This window comes from Sphingomonas sp. TZW2008 (assembly GCF_002117915.1).
Taxonomy (GTDB): domain Bacteria; phylum Pseudomonadota; class Alphaproteobacteria; order Sphingomonadales; family Sphingomonadaceae; genus Sphingomonas.
The window spans coordinates 19,881-42,425 of the sequence record NZ_BDJB01000001.1 but is presented as its reverse complement, the minus strand read 5'-3'; the positions used below and the strand labels follow the sequence as shown (position 1 = coordinate 42,425).

The 22,545-nt window shown below is 70.2% G+C and carries 20 protein-coding genes; 16 read left to right on the top strand and 4 right to left on the bottom strand.

What is annotated here, in order from left to right:
- Window positions 1-9: 9 nt before the first annotated feature.
- The 10 genes from B7L05_RS00185 (at window position 10) to B7L05_RS00140 (ending at window position 7,623) form a co-directional block, all read left to right on the top strand.
- Complete coding sequence (locus tag B7L05_RS00185) at window positions 10-891, top strand: transglutaminase family protein (RefSeq protein WP_085808203.1); 882 nt, start codon at window positions 10-12, stop codon at window positions 889-891.
- A gap of 77 nt (window positions 892-968) precedes the next feature.
- Entirely contained in the window at window positions 969-1,907 is a 939-nt protein-coding gene (locus B7L05_RS00180; protein ID WP_085808202.1) for a DnaJ C-terminal domain-containing protein, read from the top strand.
- A 26-nt stretch (window positions 1,908-1,933) separates the two neighbouring features.
- Window positions 1,934-2,899 carry a YihY/virulence factor BrkB family protein gene (locus tag B7L05_RS00175; protein WP_144037052.1) on the top strand — a complete coding sequence of 322 codons (966 nt, stop codon included), beginning with the start codon at window positions 1,934-1,936 and terminating at the stop codon, window positions 2,897-2,899.
- Window positions 2,896-3,699 (top strand): enoyl-ACP reductase FabI, encoded by an 804-nt coding sequence (fabI, locus tag B7L05_RS00170; RefSeq protein ID WP_144037051.1) that lies wholly within the window; start codon window positions 2,896-2,898, stop codon window positions 3,697-3,699. The genes B7L05_RS00175 and fabI overlap by 4 nt, the downstream gene beginning before the upstream one ends.
- Window positions 3,699-4,223: a GNAT family N-acetyltransferase gene (locus tag B7L05_RS00165; RefSeq protein WP_085808199.1), complete on the top strand. Its 525-nt coding sequence runs from the start codon at window positions 3,699-3,701 to the stop codon at window positions 4,221-4,223. The genes fabI and B7L05_RS00165 overlap by 1 nt, the downstream gene beginning before the upstream one ends.
- A complete protein-coding gene (aroC, locus tag B7L05_RS00160) occupies window positions 4,220-5,293 on the top strand; it encodes a chorismate synthase (RefSeq protein ID WP_085808198.1) in 1,074 nt (357 codons plus the stop codon). The genes B7L05_RS00165 and aroC overlap by 4 nt, the downstream gene beginning before the upstream one ends.
- A 142-nt stretch (window positions 5,294-5,435) precedes the next feature.
- Window positions 5,436-5,747: a hypothetical protein gene (locus B7L05_RS00155; RefSeq protein ID WP_085808197.1), complete on the top strand. Its 312-nt coding sequence runs from the start codon at window positions 5,436-5,438 to the stop codon at window positions 5,745-5,747.
- 107 nt (window positions 5,748-5,854) lie between these two features.
- Window positions 5,855-6,169, top strand: a complete 315-nt coding sequence (locus B7L05_RS00150) for a hypothetical protein (RefSeq protein WP_085808196.1) — start codon at window positions 5,855-5,857, stop codon at window positions 6,167-6,169.
- A 30-nt stretch (window positions 6,170-6,199) separates the two neighbouring features.
- Window positions 6,200-6,439 carry a hypothetical protein gene (locus B7L05_RS00145; protein WP_085808195.1) on the top strand — a complete coding sequence of 80 codons (240 nt, stop codon included), beginning with the start codon at window positions 6,200-6,202 and terminating at the stop codon, window positions 6,437-6,439.
- Window positions 6,440-6,582: 143 nt separating this feature from the next.
- Window positions 6,583-7,623, top strand: a complete 1,041-nt coding sequence (locus B7L05_RS00140; protein ID WP_256926538.1) for a cell wall hydrolase — start codon at window positions 6,583-6,585, stop codon at window positions 7,621-7,623.
- A 15-nt stretch (window positions 7,624-7,638) separates the two neighbouring features.
- On the opposite strand, the gene B7L05_RS00135 is transcribed toward B7L05_RS00140, so the two are convergent.
- The 3 genes from B7L05_RS00135 to B7L05_RS00125 are packed head-to-tail and all read right to left on the bottom strand — an operon-like array spanning window position 7,639 to window position 9,280.
- On the bottom strand, window positions 7,639-8,274 hold the full coding sequence (locus B7L05_RS00135; protein ID WP_085808194.1) for a heme exporter protein CcmB: 636 nt from the start codon (window positions 8,272-8,274) through the stop codon (window positions 7,639-7,641).
- Window positions 8,271-8,873, bottom strand: coding sequence for a heme ABC exporter ATP-binding protein CcmA (gene ccmA / locus B7L05_RS00130; protein ID WP_179187068.1), 603 nt, complete (start codon window positions 8,871-8,873; stop codon window positions 8,271-8,273). Before ccmA ends, B7L05_RS00135 begins: the two co-directional genes overlap by 4 nt.
- Window positions 8,870-9,280: a metallopeptidase family protein gene (locus B7L05_RS00125; RefSeq protein WP_144037050.1), complete on the bottom strand. Its 411-nt coding sequence runs from the start codon at window positions 9,278-9,280 to the stop codon at window positions 8,870-8,872. The genes ccmA and B7L05_RS00125 overlap by 4 nt, the downstream gene beginning before the upstream one ends.
- A gap of 69 nt (window positions 9,281-9,349) precedes the next feature.
- Here B7L05_RS00125 and B7L05_RS00120 point away from each other — a divergent pair, with 69 nt between their 5' ends.
- The 4 genes from B7L05_RS00120 to B7L05_RS00105 all read left to right on the top strand — a co-directional run bounded on the left by B7L05_RS00120 (window position 9,350) and on the right by B7L05_RS00105 (window position 15,820).
- Complete coding sequence (locus tag B7L05_RS00120) at window positions 9,350-9,643, top strand: 4a-hydroxytetrahydrobiopterin dehydratase (protein WP_085808192.1); 294 nt, start codon at window positions 9,350-9,352, stop codon at window positions 9,641-9,643.
- 117 nt (window positions 9,644-9,760) lie between these two features.
- A complete protein-coding gene (locus B7L05_RS00115) occupies window positions 9,761-11,458 on the top strand; it encodes a DEAD/DEAH box helicase (RefSeq protein ID WP_085808402.1) in 1,698 nt (565 codons plus the stop codon).
- A 95-nt stretch (window positions 11,459-11,553) separates the two neighbouring features.
- Window positions 11,554-14,709, top strand: coding sequence for a helicase-related protein (locus B7L05_RS00110; RefSeq protein ID WP_085808191.1), 3,156 nt, complete (start codon window positions 11,554-11,556; stop codon window positions 14,707-14,709).
- A gap of 106 nt (window positions 14,710-14,815) precedes the next feature.
- A complete protein-coding gene (locus B7L05_RS00105; RefSeq protein WP_085808190.1) occupies window positions 14,816-15,820 on the top strand; it encodes an NAD(P)-dependent alcohol dehydrogenase in 1,005 nt (334 codons plus the stop codon).
- Window positions 15,821-15,823: 3 nt separating this feature from the next.
- Here the strand turns inward: B7L05_RS00105 and B7L05_RS00100 are convergent, their stop codons facing one another.
- On the bottom strand, window positions 15,824-16,930 hold the full coding sequence (locus tag B7L05_RS00100; RefSeq protein WP_085808189.1) for an NAD-dependent epimerase/dehydratase family protein: 1,107 nt from the start codon (window positions 16,928-16,930) through the stop codon (window positions 15,824-15,826).
- Window positions 16,931-17,047: 117 nt separating this feature from the next.
- Between B7L05_RS00100 and B7L05_RS00095 the strand changes: the two genes are divergently transcribed.
- Both B7L05_RS00095 and B7L05_RS00090 read left to right on the top strand, forming a co-directional pair.
- Window positions 17,048-20,470 (top strand): amidohydrolase family protein, encoded by a 3,423-nt coding sequence (locus B7L05_RS00095; RefSeq protein ID WP_085808188.1) that lies wholly within the window; start codon window positions 17,048-17,050, stop codon window positions 20,468-20,470.
- A 140-nt stretch (window positions 20,471-20,610) separates the two neighbouring features.
- Complete coding sequence (locus B7L05_RS00090) at window positions 20,611-22,446, top strand: DUF885 family protein (RefSeq protein ID WP_085808187.1); 1,836 nt, start codon at window positions 20,611-20,613, stop codon at window positions 22,444-22,446.
- Window positions 22,447-22,545: the final 99 nt, after the last annotated feature.

The following is a 22,545-nucleotide window of genomic DNA, read 5'->3' as shown; positions in this document are numbered from 1 at the left end:
GCCGCCCGCATGCTCTACGACATCCATCACACCACCACGTTCGATTACGGCGCGCAGGTGAAGTTCGCGCGCTGCAACCTGCGGCTCGAACCGATCGACTGGCCTGGCCAGCGGCTCGAATCGTACATGCTGCGCGTCTCGCCGGCGGGGCGCACCGCACCTGCGCGCGCCGAAGCCGGGCTCGCCAACGTCACCCGCCTCACCGTCGACGAGCCCGTCCGCCGCTTGGTGATCGAGAGCATCGCGCGCGTAACCGTCGATCGGCTCGTGCCCTTCCCCGAGCCGGGTGACCCGACGCTCGGCGAAGTCGCGGCAATGGCCCGCGCGTCGCGCGATCTCTCGCCGCGCTGCCCGGCGGGATACCTCTTTCCCTCCCCGCTGATCGCGCTCGATCGCGCGATCGGCGCCTATTGCGCGCCCGATCTCGATCCGGCGCGCAACGCGCTGGAGGCAGGAATCGCGCTCGCGCGCCGCATTCAGCACGATTTCGAGTTCGATCCCGCCGCCACGCTGGTCGATACGCCGCCGCACGAGGCGTTCGCCAAGCGCCGCGGCGTGTGCCAGGATTTCGCGCAAATCATGATCGCGGGGCTGCGCGCCGCCGGCCTCCCCGCCGCCTATGCCTCGGGCTATATCCGCACGCTGCCGCCGCCGGGGCAGGAACGGCTGGTCGGCGCTGATGCGACGCATGCCTGGGTGCTCTTGTGGTGCGGCCCGGCGAAGGGCTGGGTCGGGCTCGATCCCACCAACGGCATCTGGATGGCGAGCGACCATATCGTCATGGCGGTGGGCCGCGATTATGCGGAGATCGCGCCCGTCGACGGCGTCGTGCTCGGCTCGGGCGCGCAGCAGATGGACGTCAGCGTCGATGTCGCGCCGGTCGAGGAATAGCGCATCGCGAACGACGCGGATTGCGCGCTGCGTTACTCTCCCCCACATAGTCGCATAATACACCAACCGGGGCACCAATGGCGGATCCATATTCTACCCTCGGCGTCGCGCGGGGCGCTTCCGAGGCGGACATAAAGAAGGCGTATCGCAAGCTCGCCAAGGAGCTGCATCCCGATCGCAACAAGGACAATCCCAAGGCGTCCGAACGCTTCAGCCAGGTGACGTCCGCGTACGATCTGTTAAGCGACAAGGACAAGCGAGCGCGCTTCGACCGCGGCGAGATCGACGGTGACGGCAATCCCGCCTCGCCGTTCGGTGCGGGGTTCGGCGGCGGCCACCCGGGCGGCGGCTTCCGCAGCCAAGATTTCGGCGGCGCGGGCGAGGGCGTCGACGTGTCCGACCTGTTCGAAGGGCTGTTCGGCGGGCGCACCGCGGGGGGCTTCGGCGGCGGCGGCTTTTCCAGCGGGTTCGGGCGGCAGCGTGCCGCCCCGCCGCCCAAGGGCGCCAACGCCGCCTATCGCTTGCGCGTCCCCTTCGTCGATGCCGCCGCGCTCGCGCCGCAGCGGATCACGCTCGCCGACGGCAAGACGATCGACTTGAAGCTCCCTGCCGGGGTCGAGAGCGGCACGCAGATGCGCCTCACCGGCAAGGGTGAGCTTGGGCCGGGCGGCGCGGGCGATGCGATCGTTACGATCGACGTGCAGCCGCATCGCTACTTCACGCGCGACGGCGACGATGTGCGGCTCGATCTGCCGATCACGCTCGCCGAGGCGGTGAAGGGCGGGCCGGTAAAGGTGCCGACGGTCGACAAGCCGGTAATGCTCACCGTGCCTAAGGGATCGTCGTCTGGCCGCACGCTGCGCCTCAAGGGCAAGGGCTTCCACCGCAAGGACGGGACGCGCGGCGACCAGCTCGTCACGCTGATGATTGACATCCCCGCCGACGATGCCGCGCTCGCCGCGTTTGTCGACGGCTGGTCGGGGGCCGGGAACCCGCGCACCGACATGGGCGTCTGATCTACGTCAACAGGGGGGCAGGATCATTGACCGACGCGACGATCGCGCTGACGCCGGAGGATCGCAAGCATCACGGGCCGGCGCGCGTTCGGCTCGATCGGCAGCTCGCCAAGGTGAAGCCCGGCAGTTACGCCTATGAGGTGCTGAAGCGCGCCAGCATCGGCGTCTATACCGATGGCTTCATCCACGCCGGCAACCTTGCCTATCTCGCGCTGATGACGGTGTTTCCGTTCTTCATCGTCGCCGCCGCCGTCCTGTCGGTCTTCGGGCAGAGCGCGGAGGCGCGCACCGCGGTCGAATCCTTCCTCCACGTCTTGCCCGCCGACGTCGGCGATATCCTGCGCAAGCCGATCACCGACGTGTTGACCGCGCGCACCGGTTCGTTGCTGTGGCTCGGCGCGCTCGTCGGGCTGTGGACGGTCGGCAGCTTTGTCGAGACGATCCGCGAGATTTTCCGCCGCGCCTACGGCACGCACAGCACGCAGGCGCTGTGGCGCGCGCGGCTTGGGCTCAGCCTCGGCATCGTCGCCTCGGTGATCCTCGCGCTCCTCTCGTTCCTCGTTCAGGGCATCCTGCTCGCGGCGGAACAGTTTATCTACAAGCTGGTGCCCTGGGCGCAGGATGTCGCCGGCTGGATCGGGATCAGTCGCGCGATCCCCGGCCTCGTCATGTTCGGCGCGCTCTACATGCTGTTCTACTTCGTCACCCCCAGCAAGTACCGCTACTCCACCAACCGCAAATGGCCCGGCGCGATGTTCACCGCCGCGTGGTGGATCGGGATGACCGCGGGGCTCCCGCTCGTCCTGTCGAACCTCGGCGGTTACGATCTCACCTACGGCAGCCTCGCGGGCGTCGTCGTGATGCTCTTGTTCTTCTACCTGATCGGGCTCGGCCTCGTCTTCGGCGCGCATCTCAACGCGGCACTGGCGGAACCCCCGGAGAACGGGCTAGAGCAAACGCCCACCCCGTCGGGAGCGAAGGCAGCAACGTGAACGCATTGATGGCAGGAAAGCGGGGGCTCATCATGGGGCTCGCCAACGACAAGTCGCTCGCCTGGGGTATCGCCAAGAAGCTGTCCGACGCCGGCGCCGAACTCGCCTTCAGCTACCAAGGCGAAGCGATGGAGAAGCGCGTGCGCCCGCTCGCCGAGCAGCTGGGCACGGCGCACCTCTACGATTGCGACGTAAGCGATATGGCCGCGCTCGACGCGACCTTCGCGAAACTCGCCGAGACGTGGCCGACGATCGACTTCGTCGTCCACGCGATCGGCTTTTCCGACAAGAACGAGCTGCGCGGGCGCTTCGTCGATACCAGCCTCGACAATTTCCTCATGACGATGAACATCAGCGTCTATTCGTTCGTCGCCGTCTGCCAGCGCGCGGCAAAGATGATGCCCGACGGCGGCAGCCTGCTGACGCTGAGCTACTACGGCGCCGAGAAGGTCATCCCGCACTACAACGTGATGGGGCTCGCCAAGGCGGCGCTTGAATCGAGCGTGCAGTATCTGGCGGTCGATCTCGGGCGCGACGACATTCGCGTCAACGCCATCTCGGCCGGGCCGATCAAAACGCTGGCGGCGAGCGGAATCGGCGATTTCCGCCTGATCCTGAAGTGGAACGAGCATAATTCGCCGCTGAAGCGCAACGTGACCATCGAGGATGTCGGCGGCGCCGGTCTCTATCTCCTCAGTGATCTCGCCAGCGGCGTGACGGGCGAGATCCACCACGTCGACGCCGGCTACAACGTCATCGGTATGAAGGCGGAGGACGCGCCCGACATCTCGCTCGTCTGATGACGATCGCGATCCGCCCCGCCGCCGCCGCCGACGTGCCGCGCATCGACGCGCTGCTGCGCGGCTGCTTTCCCGCGCCGGACGAGGCCGATCTGGTGCGCGAACTGTGCCTTGCGGGCGACATGGTGCTGACGATGGTCGCCGAGGACGAGGAAGCGGGCGAGATCGTCGGCGCGGTGGTGTTCAGCCGCATGGCGGTCAGCGTCAACGACCGCAGCGTTGCCGCCGTCGCGCTCGCGCCGATCGCGGTCGCGCACGCCTATCGCCGCCAGGGGGTGGCCGACGCGCTGATCCACGCCGCACACGAACGGCTCGAGGCGGCGCGCGTGGTGCTCAGCTTCGTGCTCGGCGAACCCGCCTTCTACGGTCGCTTCGGCTATGACGCCGCCGTCGCGCGCAACTTCGCTTCGCCCTATGCCGGCGAACTTTTCATGGCGCTGCCGCTGCAGGGCGGGCTCGTGCCGTGCGGCGTGCGCGACGCCGCGCATCACGCGCTGGCCTTCGCGCGATTGAGCGCAGCATGAGCTGGAACAGCTTCGGCCGCGTGTTCCGCTTCACCACTTGGGGCGAATCGCACGGGCCCGCGCTCGGCGCGGTGATCGACGGCTGCCCGCCGGGGATCGCGCTCGCTGAGGGCGATATCCAGCCGTGGCTCGACAAGCGCCGTCCCGGCACCTCGCGCTTCACCACGCAGCGGCGCGAGCCCGATCAGGTCCGCATCCTGTCGGGCGTGTTCGACGGACGCACCACCGGCACGCCGATCAGCCTGATGATCGAGAATGTCGATCAGCGCTCGAAGGACTATTCCGAGGTCGCCGAGGCGTATCGCCCCGGCCACGCCGATTATGCCTATGACGCGAAATACGGCTTTCGCGATTATCGTGGCGGCGGGCGATCGTCGGCGCGCGAAACGGCGGCGCGCGTTGCCGCCGGCGCCGTCGCCCGCGCCGTCATTCCGCAGGTTCGGATACGCGCCTGGGTCGAGGCGATCGGCGGCGACGCGATCGATCCCGCCGCGTTCGACGACGCCTTGATCGACGCCAACCCCTTCTTCTGCCCCGATCCCGCAGCCGCCGCGCGGTGGGAGGAGAAGGTCGATGCCGCGCGCAAGGCCGGCTCGTCGCTCGGCGCGATCGTCGCGTGCGAGGCGACCGGCGTGCCCGCCGGCTGGGGGGCGCCGCTCTACGCCAAGCTCGACAGCGAGCTTGCCGCCGCCGCGATGTCGATCAACGCGGTGAAGGGCGTCGAGATCGGTGACGGCTTCGCCGCGGCCGCTTTGTCGGGGGAGGAGAATGCCGATCGCATGCGCCCCGGCGCCGATGCCGCGGGACCGGCGTTCCTGTCGAACCACGCCGGCGGGATCGCGGGGGGGATCGCGACGGGCCAGCCGATCCGCCTGCGCGTCGCGTTCAAGCCGACCAGCTCGATCCTGACGCCGGTCGAAACGATCACGCGCGGCGGCGCCGCTGCTGAGATCGCGACCAGGGGGCGGCACGATCCGTGCGTCGGCATCCGCGGCGTTCCCGTCGTCGAGGCGATGATGGCGCTGGTCCTCGCCGATCAGGCGCTGCTTCACCGCGCGCAGTGCGGCTGACCGCTCACGCGCACTTCTCACGCGGAAAGGCGTGTCTTTCTCACCGAACGCTGACAGGCCGGGCGGCATACGGGGCAGGCCGATGAACCTTGCGCCCTCGCGATCCGTTGTTTGGGGGACGACAACCAAGGAGAGGGTCGCCATGAAGATTCTATTGATCGCCGCCGCTGCGCTCGCGCTGCCGGCCGCCGCATCGGCGCAGACCGCAACCACCGGCACCCCCGCGTCGGGCATGCCGCAGTCGACGGTGCCGGGTGCGACCGACACGATGACCGCGCCGTCCACCGACCCCGCACCCACCGAACGCGCGAGCAAGAAGACGCGGCGCGGCGGCACGTCGGGCTCGACGACGAGCGACCCGGCCGCAACGACAACACCGACCGATCCGTCGGCTACCGTGCCCGCTCCGGTCGATCCGCAGGCGACCACCCCGACGGCCCCGCCGCAGCGCTGATCGCGTAGCATCGCAAAGGGAGGCACGGTCGCTGGCGGCCGGGCCTTCCGCGCGTGCCACGGAACCCTCGGCGCGACGGCGCGTCCTTTGCGGCAGGAGTATCCGCCATGCGCCTCGTTCCCCTGTTCCTCGTCGCGACGAGCGCCGCCGGTGCTGGATCGGCGCAGGTCGTCGACACGCTAGCGCGCCGTATCACGCCGAACGCGATCGACCGGTCGCTGTCGTCATCGCCGACGACGCTCCGTGACACACGTACCGCGCTCGACCGGCAGCGTAGCGACCAGTCGGCGCGTGCCGCAACCGCGCAACTTGGTCCGCCGCCGACCTCGACGACGGTCGACGGGCCAGGCGGTGTGCAGCGGCTCGGCGGCGGAGCACTGCCCCCGTCCGCCACTGCGCTCCCGTCGACCCCGCAGCCCTGACCCGAACCGATCCGATTTTAGGAGCCTTCCATGCGCCTCGCCACCACCGCCAGCGTCGCGATCATTGCGCTGTCCTCCGCCGCGCTCGCGCAGGTTGCCGCCCCGGCGCAGCCGAGCAACAATTCCGCCGTGCTCGAGAACGGCGCTGCCCCGTCTAGCCCCGCATCGTCGACCACCGCGCCGTCCGACACCACCGCCCCGTTGCCCGACGATGGCGCCGACAACATGCTGAGCAATTCGGCCTCGCCACCGCCGACCGAGCCGAAGTAAGTCCCGCGCCGCCTAGGCGCTTGCGTTAACCACCTTTCGTCTCACCCCGGCACACGCCGCAAACAGCGGGCGAAATCTTCACGCATCGTGCGTATCTGCTCGCGCGCGGTGCCTTTGCCGCAGCCGTGCCGGAGGGAGGGTGGATGAGCTACGTCGCGCTGCACCCTAGCGAGCGGGCCGCGCTGAAGCAGGCGATGCGCCCCTCGGCGCGCCGCAAGTGGCGCCGCGCCGCGCTGATCGCCGCGCCGATCGTCGCGATCATCGCGCTGCTGGCGCAGGCGCTGTTCACGATGCTGCCGGTTCCCGCCGCCGCCTCGCGTCAGCATCGCGTACCACCGCCTGCCGCAGCACCCGCGCGCGCGCCCGATCCGGCAGCAATTGCTTCCCCCGGGGGGGGCACCACCGGCACTGCCGCGCTGCCGCCGATCCCTGTTGGCGCGCTTCCGGCCGGTGCGCTGGTCGAGGCAACGGACAGCGGCATCACGCCGGCCGCCCCGTTCACGCTACGCGCCGCCTCGAGCCTCGATCGCGCACGCGCACTCGAGTGCCTGACGAGCGCAATCTACTATGAAGCCGCGTCGGAGCCCGACGACGGGCAACGCGCGGTAGCACAGGTGGTGCTCAACCGCGTTCGCCACCCGGCCTTCCCCGCCACCGTCTGCGGCGTGATCTACCAGGGGTCGGACCGCGCGAGCGGGTGCCAGTTCAGCTACGCCTGCGACGGATCGATGGCGCGCATCCCGTCGCGCTCGGCCTGGGCACGCGCCGTGCGCAACGCGGCGGCGGCGCTCGGCGGCTATGTCTTCGCGCCGGTCGGGCTGGCGACGCACTATCACACCTATGCCGTCACCCCGGCGTGGAACCGCACGCTGGTGATGACCGACGCGATCGGCGCGCACTTTTTCCACCGCTGGAAAGGCTATTGGGGCACCGCCTCGGCCTTCCACCAGCGCTATCGCGGCAACGAGCCTGTGCCCGGTCCGCTGCCCAAGGCGGCGATCACGCTCCCCGCCATCGCGCTCGTGCGGCCGCTGCCCGTCCCGCCGCCAGTCACCGCCCCGGCGCAGATCCAGCCGGCGCATCAGGACAGCGGCGCCCTGATCGCGAACGGCGCTGCGCCGGCAGCCACGGCCGAGTCGCAGATCCTCGACCGCTGGAAGGATTCGGGCAAGCCACTGCGCTAGCGTCCGCGCGCGGCACTACTCGATCGCGACGCGCATCGCCCCCGCGGCGACGATCGGCGCCCCTACCACCAGCAGCAGGCTCACCGCGGCGAGCAGCTTCAGCCCGCCCGCCCCGCCGTCCACCGCGCCCGCACCGAAGATCAGCAGCGGGATGGCGAGCGGCAGCATCACGAGCCCCGCGATCGCGCCCGCGCCGCGCAGCCCCGTCGTCAGCGCGCCCGTCGCCACCGCGAGCGCCGCGAGGCCCGGCGTGCCGAGCAGCAGCCCGAGCTCGATCCGTGCGAGTGTCGCCGCATCGATCGCGAGCAGCCCCGCCGCCACCAACGCCGCCGCCATCACCGGCGGCGCGAACGCCAACCAGTGCGCCACCACCTTCGCTGCAGCCACGCCCGTCAGCGGATAGCCACGCACCGCCAGCTGATCGATCACCCCGGCGTCGAGATCGGGGCCGATCAGCCGTTCGATCGGCAGCAGCGCGGCGAGCAGCGCCGCGGCCCAGATCACTCCGCCGCCGACGCGCGCGAGCAGCGCGGCATCGGGGCCTATCGCGAACGGAAACAGGATCGCGACGAGCAGGAAGAACGCCACCGTCAGTGTCGCGCCGCCGCCGCCATAGCCGCGTCGCACGTCGCGCCAGATCAGCGCGATCATGCCGCCGCGGCCTGATGCGCCGCGAGATCGATCGCGCGCGCCTGCGGCAGCGCGATCGGCTGGTGGGTCGCCACCGCCGCGATGCCGCCCGCCGCGCGGTGGCGCGCGATCACCGTCTCCAGCAGCCCGATCGAGGCGGCGTCGAGCCCGCTCGCCGGCTCGTCGAGCAGCCAGATCGCCGCGTCGCCCGCGATCACCCGCGCCAGTGCCGCGCGCCGCCGCTGGCCGGTCGAGAGCAGCCGCACCGGCACGTCCGACAGCGCCGCCAGCCCGACATCGTCAAGCGCCGCCGCGACGCGTGCCGTGGCCGTCGCACGATCGTCGAGCCGCGCCCAAAAGGTCAGCGCATCGCCGAGCCGCAACTCGCCGTCGAGCGCGCTCGCCTCGCCGAGCAGTTCGACGCCACCGTGCCGGGTGAGCGTGCCCGCGAACGGCGCGGCGAGCCCCGCCAGCAGCCGCAGCAGGCTCGATTTGCCGCAGCCGTTGGGCCCGGCGACGACCAGCGCGTCGCCCGCTCCCAGCGCGAAGGAGACGCCGGCGAACACCAGCCGCCCGCCGCGCCGGCACGCGACATCGTCCGCGGCCAGCGCGCCGCTCAATCCGCCACCTGATCCTCGAGCGCATGCATGTCGTCGTCGCTCAGCCCGAAATGATGCCCGATTTCGTGGATCGTCACGTGCGTCACCAGATCGTCGAGCCGCACCCCCGTCTCGCACCATTCGGCAAGAATCGCCTGACGGTAGAGGTGGATGCGATCGGGCATCCCGCCGCTATCGAACGCCGATTTCTCGCCCACCGGCCGACCGTGATATACGCCCGACAGGTCGAGCGGGTGGTCGATGCCTAGGCTCGCCAGCGTTTCGGCGTCGGCCTCTTCCTCCACCAGCAGCACGACGTCGCCGAGATGCGCGCGGAACGCCGCGGGCAGCCGCTCGATCACCCGCCGCGCGTGGCGCTCGATCGCGTCGAGCGAGGGCGCCTCGCCCGGAAGGTCTTGTCCGCTCATTGCGTTTCGCCATAGGCGGGGGCACGGGCACGCGACAAGCGGGTGCGCGGGCGGCGAGGAACAGGCGCGATGGTCGATCAGCTGAGTGAAACCGAGCGGGCCGAGGCGCTCGATACCCTGCCTGACTGGGACTATGACGAGGGGCGCGACGCGATCACGCGCTCGATCGTGTTCACCGATTTCGCCGAGGCGTTCGGCTTCATGACGCAGGTCGCATTGATCGCCGAAAAGGCGGATCACCACCCCGAATGGACCAACGTGTGGAACCGCGTCGAGATCACGCTGACGACGCACGATGCCGGCGGCCTGTCCGAACGCGACATCGAACTGGCGAGCGCGATCGATTCGATCCTCGACGGCTGATCCGCGCCACCGTCGAAGAATTGCCGTCCACTAAGCCGTTGATCGCCCCGCGATAAGTGCACCGGGCTGGTCAACGCCCTTGCTTTGACGCACAAAAGCGCCATGTGGCAGGCAATCATGCCATTCGATACCCTACCCGCGCCGCTCGCCGGTGCGCTCGCCGCGCGCGGCTATGAAGCGCCCACCCCGGTCCAGGCGGCCGTTCTCGAGCCCGACGCTGCCTGCCGCGACCTGATCGTTTCCGCCCGCACCGGCTCGGGCAAGACGGTCGCGTTCGGGCTCGCGATGGCGCCCGAGCTGGTCGGCGAGGACGAACGCATCCTGCCATCGAGCGAGCCGCTGGCGCTGGTGATCGCGCCGACGCGCGAGCTCGCGCTGCAGGTCAGCCGCGAGCTCATTTGGCTCTACGGGCCGACCGGCGCGCGCGTCGTCACCTGCGTCGGCGGGATGGATGCCTCCAAGGAGCGCCGCAACCTCAACCACGGCGCGCACATCGTTGTCGGCACGCCCGGGCGGCTGCGCGACCACATCGAACGCGGCGCGCTCGATCTTTCCGTGCTCAAGGCCGCGGTGCTCGACGAGGCGGACGAGATGCTCGACATGGGCTTCCGCGAGGATCTGGAAGCGATCCTCGACGCGACGCCGACCGAGCGCCGCACGCTGCTCTTCTCGGCGACGATGCCCAAGCCGATCATCCAGCTCGCGCGCCGCTATCAGAAGGATGCGCTGCGCATCTCGACGGTGGAGGAGGATCGCGGCCACGGCGACATCACCTACCAGGCGGTCACCGTCAGCCCCTCGGACATCGAGCATGCGGTGATCAACCTGCTGCGTTTGCACGAGGCGGAGACGGCGATGCTGTTCTGCGCCACGCGCGACAACGTGCGCCACCTCCACGCCAGCCTGGTGGAGCGCGGCTTCACCGCCGTCGCGCTGTCGGGCGAGCACAGCCAGAACGAGCGCAACGCGGCGCTGCAAGCGCTGCGCGACCGCCGCGCGCGCGTCTGCGTCGCGACCGACGTCGCGGCGCGCGGCATCGATCTGCCGACGCTCAGCCTCGTCATCCACGTTGAGCTGCCGCGCGATGCGGAGACGCTGCAGCACCGCTCCGGCCGCACCGGGCGCGCCGGCAAGAAGGGCACCGCGGTGCTTATCGTGCCGTTCCAGCGCCGTCGCTGGGCCGAAGCGATGCTGCGCGGTGCGCGCATCCCAATCGAATGGACCAACGCGCCGACGCCGGAAGACGTCCGCGCCAAGGACCGCGACCGTCTGCTCGAACAATTGCTCGCGCCGATCGAGAGCGACGAGGAGGATCGCCCGCTGATCGAGCGGCTGATGGCGGAGAAGAGCGCGAAGGATATCGCCGCCGCGCTGGTCCACGCCTATCGCAACGCGATGCCCGCGCCCGAGGAGATCGTCGCCGCGACGCCCGAGGCGCAGCGCGCCGCGCAACGCGAGAAGCACCGCCCGGGGTTCGAAGACATCGTGTGGTTCCGCATGAATATCGGCCGCCGGCAGAATGCCGATCCGCGCTGGATCATGCCGCTTATCTGCCGCCGCGGGCACCTGACCAAGAACGATATCGGTGCAATCCGCATCGGTCCGAACGAGACCGCCTTCCAGATCCCGCGCGCGCTCGCCGCCAAGTTCCAGGCCGCCGTCGCGCGCACCGCGAGCGCGGAGGACGACGTGCTGATCGAAGTGTCCGATCGGCCGCCCAGCGCCGCGCCGCGCAGCGGGGGCGCCGCTCGCCCGACCGGGGGGCCGCGTCACGCCACTGCTGGCCGTCCGCCAGCGCGCGCGCCGCGCCGCTGATCACGTAGTTGTTGACGCCGTACTGATCGAGATCAGCTTGGCGGAACGCAGCCGGTAGCTGCCCGTTCGGGCCGTTCCCTGCTGAAAGGTCCGCCATGCCCGATCCCTCGCCAATCGCGCCGACGCTCGGCATCGCCGAAAGCGCGGCAGCCTTGGCGGAGGGATTGGCGGACGGCGATCTGATCGTCGCGGCGGCGGACGAGGCGCGCGGTGTGGCGCTCGACCACGCGCTTGGCGCTGCGGTGCCCGATGCCTGCGTCCTGTTTTGCCCCGGCAGCGATGCGCTGCCCGGCGATGCCGCGCCCGCCTCGCCCGAGAATGTCGGCCAGCGTGCCTCGGCGCTACGTCAGCTCCGTGCCCTGCTCGCGCGCAAGAAGCGGCCGCGGATCGCGCTCGTCACCACGGGTGAGGCGCTCGCGCGTGCCTATCCCCCGCCCGCCGAATTCGCTGCTGAGCCGCCGGTGGTCGCGGTCGGCAAGCCGGTCGATCTGCCCGCGCTATTCGAGACGCTCGCCGAACTCGGCTACATCGCCGACGAGCGCGTCGACGAGCCGGGCGAGATCGCGCTGCGCGGCCAGGTGCTCGACGTGTTCCCCGCCGACGCGCGCCTGCCGCTGCGTATCGAGGCGGACGAGGGCAAGGTGGTCGCAATCCGCTGCTACGATCCCGCTGACCAGCGCAGCGTGGGCGAGATCGAGCGGCAGGAACTCGGCCGCGTCGCCGAGCCGCCGCTCGGGGAGGAACGCGTCGCGCTGATCGATCACCTGCCCGGCGCGCGGCTGGTGATCGGTGCGGCGGCGGAAGATCGTCGCCGCCGCGTGCTCGCGCTCGCCGCCGATATCGCGCGCCGTCGTCCCAAGCGCGCGCTGCGCGATCTGCTCGATGCGGACCAGTGGCGGGCTGCACTGGCGACGCGCGAGCAAATCGACGCGGCCCGTGCCGGCGATCCGCCGCCACGCTTCGTCGAGGGCGCCGCGCCGTTGCGCGCCTTCGGCAAGGAAGGCCGCGCCGCGCTCGAGGCGAAGCAGCGCGTCGTGCTGATCGGCACCGCGCGCGACCTGCGCTACCTGACGCGCCGTGCCGCCAACGTGCTCAAGGTGGAGGCGACCGCCGTTTCCTCCTGGGCCGAGGCGCTGCGCGCGAAGCCCGGCAGCTTCGTTACGCTCACCATGGCCGCCGATCGCGGGTTCCGACGCGACGGCGTGCTCGCGGTCGCCGCCGCCGACCTGCTCGGCAGCCGCGCCGAGCGCGACGACGGTGTTCAGCACGTCGCCGAGCCGGTGTTCGCACAGGCGACCGAGATCCGTGTCGGCGATCTCGTCATCCACGAGGATCACGGCATCGGCCGGGTCGCCGGGCTCGAGGCGCTGCCAGAGGCGCAGGGCGGTGGCGAGGCGATCAAGCTCGTCTACGCCGCCGATGCGGTGCGCCTCGTCCCCGTCGCAGAGGCGGACCGGCTGTGGCGCTACGGCGCGGAAGAAGACGCCGTCACGCTCGACAAGCTCGACGGATCGAGCTGGCAGAAGCGCCGCGCCGAGATCGATGTCGCGATCGCCGAGACCGCGCGGCAGCTGACCGCGCTGGCGGCGGAACGCGGGACACGCACCGCCCCCGTCCTCGATCCCGACACCGCCGCCTACGAACGCTTCGCTGCGGGCTTTCCCTATACCGAGACCGCTGATCAGCTCGCCGCGATCGATGCCGTACGCGCCGATCTCGCCTCGGGCCGCCCGATGGACCGGTTGATCGTCGGCGACGTCGGCTTTGGCAAGACCGAGGTCGCGCTGCGCGCCGCCGCACTCGCCGCGCTCGCTGGCCGGCAGGTCGCGCTCGCCGCCCCCACCACCGTGCTCGCGCGCCAGCATATCGAGGAGTTCACCGAGCGGTTCGAGGGCACCGGGATCGTCGTCGCCGGCCTGTCGCGCCTGTCGACCGCGGCGGAGAAGAAGGCGGTCAAGGCGGGGCTGAAGGACGGATCGATCCACGTCGTCGTCGGCACCGGCGCGGTCGCCGCCAAGGGCATCGCCTACCACGATCTCGCGCTCGTCATCATCGACGAGGAGCAGCGCTTCGGCGCGGCGGACAAGCAGCGGCTGCGCGATCTGTCCGCTGGCCACGTGCTGACGCTGTCCGCCACGCCGATCCCGCGCACGCTGCAATCGGCGCTCGTCGGGCTGCGACAATTGTCTGTGATTGCCACCCCGCCGGCGCGCCGCCAACCGATCCGCACCGCGGTCGGCAGCTACGCCCCCGACACGTTGCGCGCCGCGCTGCTGCGCGAGCAGAGCCGCGGTGGGCAGAGCTTCGTCGTCGTGCCGCGGATCGAGGACATGGCGCCGCTCGCCGCCGAACTCGCGACGCTCGTCCCCGAGCTCGACGTGCTCGAGGCGCACGGCAAGATGCCCGCCGCCGAGATCGACGAGGCGATGGTGCGCTTCGGACGCGGCGACGGCGACGTGCTGCTCGCCACCAACATCATCGAGGCGGGGCTCGACGTGCCGCGCGCCAACACGATGGCGATCATGCGCGCCGATCGCTTCGGCCTGTCGCAGCTGCACCAACTGCGCGGGCGCGTCGGGCGCGGCAGCCGGCGCGGGCAGGTGCTGCTGTTCACCAACGCCGACGATGCGATCGCGCCCAAGACGCTCAAGCGGCTGCGTACGCTGGAGGCATTCGACCGGCTCGGCGCGGGCTTCGCGATCAGCGCGCGCGATCTCGACATGCGCGGTGCGGGCGATCTGCTCGGCGATACGCAGGCCGGGCACATGCGGCTGATCGGCGTCGCGCTGTATCAGCAATTGCTCGAGGGCGCGCTGCGCGCGGCGCGCGGCGAGGATGCCGAGCGCTGGTCGCCCGAGCTCAACCTCGGCCTCGAAGGGCGCTTGCCCGACGATTGGATCCCCGACGTCGACCTGCGCGTCTCGCTCTACGCCCGCCTCGCACGGTTGACCGACGAGGGCGCGCTCGACGCGTTCGAGGACGAGCTGGAGGATCGCTTCGGCGCGCTGCCCGAGGAGGCGCGGCTGCTGCTCGCCACCGCGCGCATCCGCGCCGCCGCGATCGGCAGCGGCGTCGCGCGCGTCGATGCCGGTCCCGCAGCGATCGCGCTCACTCCGCGGCGCGGCAGCACGATCGACGCAAAGGCCGCCGGGCTGGAGGCGGCGAAGGACCGCTTCCTGCTGCGCGAGCCGATCGCCGAGGCGCCGGCGCGGCTCGAACGCGTGCAGCAGCTGTTCGAGGCGATCGCCTGACACTGCGCGGCATCTAAGCCCTTCGACTTACTTTGTCGTTGCACGCCCGCCGCCCGCGCCCTACCCCGGCGCGCGACGGCCGCAAGCGCCGACGCGAGGAGAGACGATGCGCACGATCCAGTTGGAGAAACCCGGCGGCCTCGATCGGCTGAAGGTCGGCGATACCGAGCGGGTGGCGCCGCGCCGCGGCGAGATCGTCGTGCGCGTGCGCGCGAGCTCGCTCAACTTCCACGACTATGCCGTCGTCGCCGGCATGATCCCCACCCCCGACGGCCGCGTGCCGATGTCCGACGGCGCGGGCGAGGTGGTTGAGATTGGCGAGGACGTCACCGAATTCGCGGTCGGCGACAAGGTCGTCTCCACCTTCTTCCCGCACTGGATGGATGGCGAGCCCGATCGCGCGGTGATGGGCGACGTGCCGGGCGACATGGCGGACGGCTTCGCGCGCGAATATGTCACCAACGCCGCCACCGCCTTCACCCGCGCCCCCGCCGGCTATTCGGATGCGGAAGCGGCGACGCTCACCTGCGCCGGGCTCACCGCCTGGCGCGCGTTGGTCGTCAACGGACAGGTGAAGAGCGGCGACACCGTGCTCGTCCAGGGCACCGGCGGCGTCTCGATCTTCGCATTGCAGTTCGCCAAGGCGGCGGGCGCGACCGTCATCGCCACCTCCTCGTCCGACGAGAAGCTCGATCGGCTGCGCGGCATGGGCGCCGATCACCTCATCAACTACAAAAGCCATGAAAATTGGGGCGAGATCGCGCGCGAGAAGACTGGCGGGCGCGGCGTCGACCACGTCGTCGAGATCGGCGGGTCGGGCACCATGCCGCAGTCGATCGTCGCGACGCGCACCGGCGGCCACATCTCGCTGATCGGCGTGCTCGCCGGCGTCGGCGGGCACGTGCCGACGGTGATGGTGATGCACAACAATCAGCGCATCATCGGCCTCACCGTTGGCGCGCGCCGGCACCAGCAGGACATGGTACGCGCGATCGAAGCGAACGGCATCCGGCCGGTGATCGACCGCCACTTCCCGCTCGAACAGATCGCCGATGCTTTCCGCCACCAGGAATCGGGCAAGCATTTCGGCAAGATCGTGCTCGATATCTGATCGTCACGCGCCGGGCGGCGGCACGATCCGCCGCTCGGCCAGCCGCGCCAGCCATTTGACGAACATCGCGTCGGTATCGGTGCACGCGCCGAACCCCGCCTGGCGCAGCTTGATCGTGCTGACCAGCACAGGGGCGCGTGCGGCATGATCGGGCGCGTGCACGCCGAACAGCAGGTCGGCGTAATGATGCGATTCGCCCAGCAGCGCGCGCAGCGGAGTCGCGCGCAGGCCATGGCGCGCAACCAGCCGATCCCACACCGCCTCGTGCGTCAGCAGGAAGTCGACCAGCGCGAACGGCGCGCTGTACGTCGCCTCCAGCCCGACCGCCCGCGCAATCCCCGGCCACGCATCGGCCCAGGTGAAGACGTCGCCGTTGGTGATGTTGAACGTCTCGTCCGCCGCGGCCGGTGCATCTGCCGCCCAGGCGAGCGCGTCGGCGATCAGATCGGCATCGACCGCCTCGCTCACCGCGCCCGGCCGCCCGGGATAGGCCAGCGGCAGCTCCAGTTCGCGGCAGATCGCGGCATAGGCGCCGAGTACGGGCACGATGTTCATCGCTACGCCCGTCGCGCCGCCGAACACCACCTGCGGCCGCCAGATCGTCAGCCCCCAGTCGGCGTCCGCCCGCCGTGCGCGGAGCCAATCCTCCTGCAGCCAGTAGAAGTTCGCGTGCGCGTCGCGCGGCCGATCCTCCTTCGCCGGCAGCGCGATCGGGTGGAGGTGCGCGCCATAGGCCTTGGTGCCCTGGAACACGCTGACGTGCCGCAGCCCGCGCGCCGCAGTGAGCAGCGGCTCCATCAGGTTGCGCAGCATCACGAGGTTGGTTTCCATCTGGTCCGTCTCGAACCAGCCCGCGTACAGCCCCGGCTTCTCGTACAGCGCGGCGTAAACGACGTGCGTCACCCCCGCGAACCTTGCCGCCGCCGCGCGGCAGGCGTCGGCGTCGGTCAGGTCGAGCGATACGTGCTCGTACGCCACGCCAGCGTCGACGTCGGGCGCGCGGCGCGACACCGCAAGGACGCGCCAGCCGGCGGCGGCGAAGCGCGCCACCGCGGATTGCCCGATCACCCCGCTCGCGCCGGCAATCAGCACGCAACGTTCGTTCATCATCCTCTCCCGCCTGCGGCCGTTCGGCTCGTCGCGCGTGCCTTGCCACCCGCCGCGCGCGGCGCATAGTAGGGCAATCTTCTTGCCGTTCTTTCCTGCGGCCGGTTCCTGGGGGTTTTCATGAAGTTCTACGCGGCGTCGCTCGTCTCCCTCACGGCGCTCGCGGCGCACGGCGCGCCGGCGCAAGTCACCGCGCCGACCCAGCCGACGCCTGCACAAACGCAGGCACCCGAGGATCGCAGCGTGCAGCAGGCTCCGCCGCGCGACACGCTGCCCGCGCCTGCACCCGCTTCCGCCCCGGCCGCTGCTCCTACCCCGGCTAGCGCCTCCGCTCCCGCCGCCGCCGCCGCCGCCGCCGCCGCCGCCGCCACGCCCGGCAAGCCACCGAAGTGGAACGTCAACGCCCCCGACGGCGCCACCGTGCGCCAGGTGCCGATCCGCACCAGCGAAGGCAGCTGGATGGACGTCGACGTCAGCCCCGACGGTCGCACGCTCGCCTTCACGCTGCTCGGCGACATCTACACCATGCCGATCGCGGGCGGCACGCCAACGCGGATCGCCGAAGGGCTCGCCTATGAGGTGCAGCCGCGCTTCTCGCCCGACGGGCGCCGCATTGCCTTCACCTCCGATCGCGGCGGCGGCGACAACATCTGGGTGATGAACGTCGACGGCAGCGACAAGCGGCAGGTGACGAAGGAAGACTTCCGCCTGCTCAATCAGCCGAGCTGGAGCAAGGACGGCCGCTTCATCGTCGCCAAGAAGCATTTCACCACCGGGCGCTCGCTCGGCACTGGCGAGGTGTGGATGTACCACGTCTCGGGCGGCGCCGGTGTCGTGCTGGTCAAGCGCCCGAACGAGACGCACCAGAAGGAACTGGGCGAGCCGATCTACGCCGCGGACGGCAAGTCGGTCTTCTACACGCGCAACGTCACGCCCGGCCCGATCTTCGAATATGCGCAGGATTCGAACACCGACCTGTTCGATATCGAGCGCTACGATCTCGACACCGGCGAAGTGACCAAGGCGGTGACCGGCGCGGGCGGGGCAGTGCGCCCCACCCCCTCGCCCGACGGCCGCAAGATCGCCTTCGTCCGCCGCGAGGCGACGCGCTCTAAGCTCTACGTCAAGGATCTGGCGTCGGGCGAGGAGCGCAAGATCTACGACGATCTCGACCAGGACGTGCAGGAGACCTGGGCGGTCACCGGCGTCTATCCCAACATGGCATGGCTGCCCGACAGTCAGGGCCTCGTGTTCTGGGCGAAGGGCAGGATCCGCCGCATCGACGCCGACGGCACCAACGCACGCGAGATCCCGTTCACCATCAACGACACGCGCGGGGTGATCGACGGACCGCATCCGCAAATCGCGGTCGCGCCCGATCGCTTCACCACCGCGATGCCGCGTTTCGCCAGCGTCTCGCCCGACGGGCGGCAGGTGGTGTTCGAAACGCTCGGCAAGCTGTGGGTGAAACCGCTCGCCGGCGGCACCCCGCGACGGCTGACACGCGGCGACGACAGGTTCGAACTGTTCCCCAGCTGGTCGCGCGACGGTAAGAGCCTCGTCTTCGTCAGCTGGACCGACGACGGGCTCGGCCGGCTGCGCACCGTCGCGGCGGGCGGCGGGAGCCCGCGCGACGTGACGAGCCAGCCCGGCCATTATGCGCGGCCGCGCTTCTCGCCCGACGGCAAGACGATCGTGTTCGAGCGCACCGGCGCTGGCGGCCTCACGAGCCCCAAATGGGGTGAAGATCCCGGCGTCTATCGCATCGCCACCGCCGGCGGCGCGATCACCCGCGTCGCGCGCGGGGCGGCGGCGCCGCAGTTCGGCGCCGCAAACGACCGCCTGTTCATGCTTGAGGACGAGCGCAAGGACGGCAAGTCGGTGCGCCAGCTCGTCAGCACCGATCTGTCGGGCGAGGCGAAGCGCGTCCACGCCGGCGGCGAGCTCGCGACCGACTATATCGTCTCGCCGACCGGCGAGTACGTCGCGTTTCGCCAGAATTACGCCGCCTATGTCGTGCCGCTGATGCCGGGCGGCCAGTCGGTCGGCCTGTCACCCGATGCGCGGGCGCTGCCGGTGACCAAGGTCAGCGCGGGCGGCGCGGACTATATCAACTGGTCGAACGACGGCACGCGGCTGCACTGGAGCCTCGGGCCGACGCTCTACACCGTCGAGACCGCGCGCCTCTTCGCCGACGCGCCGCGCGGCGACGGCGCGCCGTCGTTCACTGCGCCCGCGAGCGGTGTATCGCTGGCGATGGACGAAACCGCTGCCAAGCCGAACGCGACGCTCGCGATCACCGGCGCGAAGCTGGTGACGATGGCCGGGCCGGCGGCGGCGGACGGCGGGATCGTCGAGGATGGCGTGATCGTGATCCGCGGCGACCGCATCGTCGCGGTCGGCCCGCGCGCCTCCACCGCCATCCCGGCCGGCGCGACGACGATCGATGCGGCCGGCAAGACGATCATCCCCGGGCTGATCGACGCGCATGCCCACGGCCCCGCCGGCACCGACGAGCTGGTGCCGCAGCGCAACTGGTCGATGATGCAGAACCTCGCGCTCGGCACTACGACGATCCACGATCCGTCGAACCGCTCGAGCGAGATCTTCACCGCGTCCGAATATCAGCGCGCCGGGCTGATCCTCGCCCCGCGCATCTTCTCGACCGGCGAGGTGGTGTACGGCGCCAAGGCGGCCGACGTGTACGCGCAGATCGACAGCCTCGACGATGCGCTGGCGCACGTCCGCCGGCTGAAGGCGCAGGGCGGGCACAGCGTCAAGAACTACAACCAGCCGCGCCGCGAGCAGCGCCAGCAGGTGACGGAGGCCGCACGGCGCGAGAACATGCAGGTCGTGGCGGAAGGCGGCTCGCTCTACGGGCTCGACGTCACGCACATCGCCGACGGCAATTCGACGCTCGAGCACAACATCCCGCTCGAAATCTTTTACGACGACATCCAGCAGTTCTTCGCCGCGTCGAAGACCAATTACACGCCGACGCTGGTCGTCACCTTCGGCGGGCTGGCGGGCGATCCCTATTGGCGCCAGCATACCGACGTCTTCGCCAACCCGCTGCTCCAGGCGCACACCCCGCCCGCCAAGCTGCGCGCCGACACCGCGCGGCGACAGATGGCGCCCGAGGGCGATTACGTCGACGATGACAATGCGCGCGAGGCGAACAAGCTCGCCAAGCGCGGCGTGCTCGTCTCGATCGGTGCGCACGGCCAGCAGGCCGGGATCGGCGCGCATTGGGAGCTCTGGTCGTTCGTGCGCGGCGGCATGACGCCGATCGAGGCGTTGCGCGCGGGCACGATCGTCCCCGCCCGCTCGCTCGGCATGGCGCAGGACATCGGTTCGCTCGAACCGGGCAAGCTCGCCGATCTCGTCGTGCTCGACGCCGATCCCACCACCGATATCCGCAACAGCGACAAGGTGCGCCAAGTCATGCTCGGCGGCCGCCTCTATGACGCGAAGACGCTGAACGAAGTCACCACCGGCAGCGCGAAGCGCGGCGCCTATTTCTGGGAAACGCCGACGAACTGAGCGGCCGCGCGTACCGGCGAGGCGCGTCGGACATAGCCATGCGTCGTCCCCCGGCCGCGGCCACCGGGACGACGCTTCAGTCGCGATTCAGGCCGCACAGCGGATGAACCGGCCCGAGATCGTATAAGGACAAAAACATCATGGATCGTCGCACTTTCATCGGCAGCACCGGCGCCGCCGCGCTGACCGCCGCCCTCCCCGCCGCCGCTCAGAACGCGGCCAAACCGGCCGCCGCCGCCACTAATCCCAACGACGCCCGCCTCCACGCGCTCCTCGATCGTTTCTTCTACGATCGCGTCGCGGAAAATCCGGAGGGCGCCACCGCATTGGGCCTCGATACCGGCGAGCGCGCCGCACTGAAATCCAGGCTGAACGATGGCTCGGCCAAGGGCGTCGCCGACGATCTCGCCCGTTCGAAGCGCGAGCTTACCGAATTGCGCGCGATCAACCCCGCGTCGCTCTCGCCCGCCGCGAAGATCGATTACGAGGTCGTCTCGTATCAGCTCCAGCGCGGCATCGCCGGGGCGGAACGGTTCACCTACGGCGCCAGCATGGGACGGTTCGCGCCCTATGTGCTGACGCAGCTCACCGGCGCGTATCGCGACACGCCAGATTTCCTCGAGGCGCAACATTCGATCAGGACCGCGGCCGATGCCGACGCCTATCTCGCCCGCGTCGCCGCCTTCGCCACCGCGATCGATCAGGACACCGATCGCCAGCGTGCCGATGCCGCGCGCGGCGTGTTCGCGCCCGACTACATTCTCGATACCACGCTCAAGCTGATGGGCAGCTTGCGCGATCAGTCGCCCGCGCAGACGGTGCCCGTCACCGCGCTCGCCGCGAAGCTCAAGGCCGCCAGCCTTCCCGCCGATCGCGTCCAGCAGGCGACCGCGATCATGACCGAGCAGGTGTTCCCCGCGCTTGATCGCCAGCGCGCGCTCGTCACCGAGCTGCGTGGCAAGGCAAGCCACGATGCGGGCGTGTGGCGCCTGCCCGACGGCGAGGCCTATTACGCCGCCGCGGTCGAGGCGGCGACGACCGTCGCGATGCCGGGCGAGGAAGTGCACCGCCTCGGGCTCGCGCAGGTCGCCGAGATCACCGCGCGGATTGACGGCATCCTCAAGGCGCAGGGCATGAGTCAGGGCAGCGTCGGCGAGCGGCTCGTCGCGCTCAACAAGCGCCCCGATCAGGTCTATCCCAATACCGATGTCGGCAAGGAGCAGCTGATCGCGCAGCTCAATGCACAGGTGATCGCGATGCAGAAGCGGCTGCCCGAACAATTCGCGACGCTGCCCAAGGCGCCGGTCGAGGTGCGCCGCGTGCCCAAGTCGATCGAGGCGGGCGCGCCGGGCGGCTATTACCAGAACGCCGCGCTCGATGGCTCGCGCCCAGGCATCTACTACATCAACCTGCGCGACAGTTTCGATCGGCCCAAGTTCGGCCTCGCAACGCTAACGCACCACGAGGCGGTGCCCGGCCACCATCTGCAGGTGATGACCGCGCTCGAATCGCAGGACATTCCGCTGATCCGTCGGCGCGGCGGGTTCAGCGGCTATACCGAGGGATGGGCGCTCTATTCGGAACAGCTCGCGGACGAGATGGGGATGTTCGACGGCGATCCGCTCGGCCAGGTCGGTTATCTCCAGTCGCTCCTATTCCGCGCGACCCGTCTCGTCGTCGATTCGGGCATGCACCACAAGCGCTGGAGCCGCGAGAAGGCGACCGACTATTTCATCGCCACCACCGGCATCGCGCGCGGCCGCAGCCAGAACGAGATCGATCGCTACACCGTCTGGCCGGGACAGGCGTGTAGCTACAAGATCGGTCACACCGTCTGGGTGCGCCTGCGCGACGCGGTGAAGAAGAAGCAGGGCGAGGCCTTCGATCCGCGCGCCTTCCACGCGGTGCTGCGCGACGGCGCGATGCCGCTCACCATCCTCGAACGCATGGTGACCGAGCGGATGCTCGCTGCCTGACGCTGAACATGCCGGCGGGGTGCAGGGGCGACAAGCGTCGCTACGCCCCCGCCTATCCTTCCTTGGCTTGGCGCGTGCGTGTCATCGGTTAAGGCTGCG

Excerpts from the sequence above, each read along its gene's own strand:
- B7L05_RS00115 (WP_085808402.1), top strand. The coding sequence starts at position 9,761 with ATGCCATTCGATACCCTACCCGCGCCGCTCGCCGGTGCGCTCGCCGCG.
- B7L05_RS00100 (WP_085808189.1), bottom strand. The coding sequence starts at position 16,930 with ATGATGAACGAACGTTGCGTGCTGATTGCCGGCGCGAGCGGGGTGATC.
- aroC (WP_085808198.1), top strand. The coding sequence starts at position 4,220 with ATGAGCTGGAACAGCTTCGGCCGCGTGTTCCGCTTCACCACTTGGGGC.
- B7L05_RS00090 (WP_085808187.1), top strand. The coding sequence starts at position 20,611 with ATGGATCGTCGCACTTTCATCGGCAGCACCGGCGCCGCCGCGCTGACC.
- B7L05_RS00180 (WP_085808202.1), top strand. The coding sequence starts at position 969 with ATGGCGGATCCATATTCTACCCTCGGCGTCGCGCGGGGCGCTTCCGAG.
- B7L05_RS00165 (WP_085808199.1), top strand. The coding sequence starts at position 3,699 with ATGACGATCGCGATCCGCCCCGCCGCCGCCGCCGACGTGCCGCGCATC.
- B7L05_RS00140 (WP_256926538.1), top strand. The coding sequence starts at position 6,583 with ATGAGCTACGTCGCGCTGCACCCTAGCGAGCGGGCCGCGCTGAAGCAG.
- B7L05_RS00110 (WP_085808191.1), top strand. The coding sequence starts at position 11,554 with ATGCCCGATCCCTCGCCAATCGCGCCGACGCTCGGCATCGCCGAAAGC.
- B7L05_RS00105 (WP_085808190.1), top strand. The coding sequence starts at position 14,816 with ATGCGCACGATCCAGTTGGAGAAACCCGGCGGCCTCGATCGGCTGAAG.
- B7L05_RS00125 (WP_144037050.1), bottom strand. The coding sequence starts at position 9,280 with ATGAGCGGACAAGACCTTCCGGGCGAGGCGCCCTCGCTCGACGCGATC.
- B7L05_RS00145 (WP_085808195.1), top strand. The coding sequence starts at position 6,200 with ATGCGCCTCGCCACCACCGCCAGCGTCGCGATCATTGCGCTGTCCTCC.
- B7L05_RS00185 (WP_085808203.1), top strand. The coding sequence starts at position 10 with ATGCTCTACGACATCCATCACACCACCACGTTCGATTACGGCGCGCAG.
- B7L05_RS00150 (WP_085808196.1), top strand. The coding sequence starts at position 5,855 with ATGCGCCTCGTTCCCCTGTTCCTCGTCGCGACGAGCGCCGCCGGTGCT.
- B7L05_RS00135 (WP_085808194.1), bottom strand. The coding sequence starts at position 8,274 with ATGATCGCGCTGATCTGGCGCGACGTGCGACGCGGCTATGGCGGCGGC.
- B7L05_RS00095 (WP_085808188.1), top strand. The coding sequence starts at position 17,048 with ATGAAGTTCTACGCGGCGTCGCTCGTCTCCCTCACGGCGCTCGCGGCG.
- B7L05_RS00120 (WP_085808192.1), top strand. The coding sequence starts at position 9,350 with ATGGTCGATCAGCTGAGTGAAACCGAGCGGGCCGAGGCGCTCGATACC.
- B7L05_RS00155 (WP_085808197.1), top strand. The coding sequence starts at position 5,436 with ATGAAGATTCTATTGATCGCCGCCGCTGCGCTCGCGCTGCCGGCCGCC.